1 rRNA gene is annotated in these 2,962 nt (G+C 49.8%); it reads left to right on the top strand.

The annotated features are described in order from the left end of the window. The first annotated feature begins 24 nt into the window (after positions 1-24). A 23S ribosomal RNA gene (locus tag AC27JR_RS16925) occupies positions 25-2,911 on the top strand. The last annotated feature ends 51 nt before the right edge of the window (positions 2,912-2,962 follow it).

The following is a 2,962-nucleotide window of genomic DNA, read 5'->3' as shown; positions in this document are numbered from 1 at the left end:
AACAAAGACCCGTTTGGGTTGTATGGTTAAGTGACTAAGCGTACACGGTGGATGCCTTGGCAGTTGGAGGCGATGAAGGACGTATTAACTTGCGATAAGCCTAGTCAAGCTAGTAAAAAGCACTTGAGACTAGGATTTCCGAATGGGGAAACCCACCTGCTTGCAGGTATCGTTAACTGAATACATAGGTTAACGAAGCGAACGCGGAGAACTGAAACATCTAAGTACCCGTAGGAAAAGAAATCAACCGAGATTCCGAAAGTAGCGGCGAGCGAAATCGGAACAGCCCTTAAGTTTATTATGTGTTAATGGAAGGCTCTGGAAAGTGCCACGATACAGGGTGATAGTCCCGTACATGAAAATGCATTTTAAGTGAAATCGAGTAGGTCGGAGCACGTGAAACTTTGACTGAATATAGGTGGACCATCATCTAAGGCTAAATACTCCCAACTGACCGATAGTGAACCAGTACCGTGAGGGAAAGGCGAAAAGAACCCCTGTGAGGGGAGTGAAATAGAACCTGAAACCGTGTACGTACAAGCAGTAGGAGCCTACTTGTTAGGTGACTGCGTACCTTTTGTATAATGGGTCAGCGACTTATATTTTGTAGCGAGGTTAACCGATTAGGGTAGCCGTAGGGAAACCGAGTCTTAACTGGGCGAATAGTTGCAAGGTATAGACCCGAAACCCGGTGATCTAGCCATGGGCAGGTTGAAGGTTGAGTAACATCAACTGGAGGACCGAACCCACTAACGTTGAAAAGTTAGGGGATGACCTGTGGTTAGGAGTGAAAGGCTAATCAAACCGGGAGATAGCTGGTTCTCCCCGAAATCTATTTAGGTAGAGCCTCGGACGAATACTTACGGGGGTAGAGCACTGTTAAGGCTAGGGGGTCATCCCGACTTACCAACCCTTTGCAAACTCCGAATACCGTAAAGTAATATCCGGGAGACACACGGCGGGTGCTAACGTCCGTCGTGAAGAGGGAAACAACCCAGACCGCCAGCTAAGGTCCCAAAGTCATAGTTAAGTGGGAAACGATGTGGAAAGGCCCAGACAGCCAGGAGGTTGGCTTAGAAGCAGCCATCCTTTAAAGAAAGCGTAATAGCTCACTGGTCGAGTCGGTCTGCGCGGAAGATGTAACGGGGCTAAACTATGCACCGAAGCTGCGGATTCAGAATTTATTCTGAGTGGTAGGGGAGCGTTCTGTAAGCGGTTGAAGGTGTACCGGGAGGTATGCTGGACGTATCAGAAGTGCGAATGCTGACATGAGTAACGATAATGCGGGTGAAAAACCCGCACGCCGGAAGACCAAGGGTTCCTATCCCATGTTAATCAGGGTAGGGTAAGTCGACCCCTAAGGCGAGGCCGAAAGGCGTAGTCGATGGGAAACGGATTAATATTTCCGTACTTGGTATAATTGCGATGGGGGGACGGAGCAGGCTAAGCAAGCATGGCGATGGTAGTCCATGTGAAAGTGTGTAGGCTAGTGACTTAGGTAAATCCGGGTTGCTGTTAGGCTGAGACACGAGACGAGTCACCAAGGTGATGAAGTTGCTGATGCCATACTTCCAGGAAAAGCCTCTAAGCTTCAGATTATACCGAATCGTACCCCAAACCGACACAGGTGGTCAGGTAGAGAATACTAAGGCGCTTGAGAGAACTCGGGTGAAGGAACTAGGCAAAATCGTACCGTAACTTCGGGAGAAGGTACGCTCCGATTGGTGATGAGACTTGCTCTCTAAGCTGATTGGAGCCGCAGTGACCAGGTGGCTGGGACTGTTTATTAAAAACACAGCACTGTGCAAAATCGCAAGATGACGTATACGGTGTGACACCTGCCCGGTGCCGGAAGGTTAATTGATGGGGTTATCTTCGGAGAAGCTCTTGATCGAAGCCCCGGTAAACGGCGGCCGTAACTATAACGGTCCTAAGGTAGCGAAATTCCTTGTCGGGTAAGTTCCGACCTGCACGAATGGTGTAACCATGGCCACGCTGTCTCCACCCGAGACTCAGTGAAATTGAAATCGCAGTGAAGATGCTGTGTACCCGCGGCTAGACGGAAAGACCCCGTGAACCTTTACTACAGCTTGGCACTGAACATTGAACCTACATGTGTAGGATAGGTGGGAGACTTTGAAGCAGAGACGCTAGTTTTTGTGGAGTCGTCCTTGAAATACCACCCTTGTAGTTTTGATGTTCTAACGTTGGCCCCTGAATCGGGGTTACGGACAGTGCCTGGTGGGTAGTTTGACTGGGGCGGTCTCCTCCCAAAGAGTAACGGAGGAGCACGAAGGTTGGCTAAGTACGGTCGGACATCGTACGGTTAGTGTAATGGTAGAAGCCAGCTTAACTGCGAGACAGACACGTCGAGCAGGTACGAAAGTAGGTCATAGTGATCCGGTGGTTCTGAATGGAAGGGCCATCGCTCAACGGATAAAAGGTACTCCGGGGATAACAGGCTGATACCGCCCAAGAGTTCATATCGACGGCGGTGTTTGGCACCTCGATGTCGGCTCATCACATCCTGGGGCTGAAGTCGGTCCCAAGGGTATGGCTGTTCGCCATTTAAAGTGGTACGCGAGCTGGGTTTAGAACGTCGTGAGACAGTTCGGTCCCTATCTGCCGTGGGCGTTTGAGAATTGAGAGGGGTTGCTCCTAGTACGAGAGGACCGGAGTGAACGAACCGCTGGTGTTCGGGTTGTCATGCCAATGGCATTGCCCGGTAGCTACGTTCGGAACTGATAAGCGCTGAAAGCATCTAAGCGCGAAGCAGGCCTCGAGATGAGTTCTCACTAGACTTTTAAAGTCTCTGAAGGGCCGTTGAAGACTACAACGTTGATAGGCAAGATGTGGAAGTGGTGTGAGCCATTAAGCTAACTTGTACTAATTACCCGTGAGGCTTAACCATACAACGCCAAACGCGTTTTATGTGATAGTGAAACAAGCGAAGAAGTTAATA

It is taken from the genome of Pseudoalteromonas sp. NH0006-26, from assembly GCF_057552415.1.
This window is presented reverse-complemented; position numbering and strand designations above follow the sequence as displayed.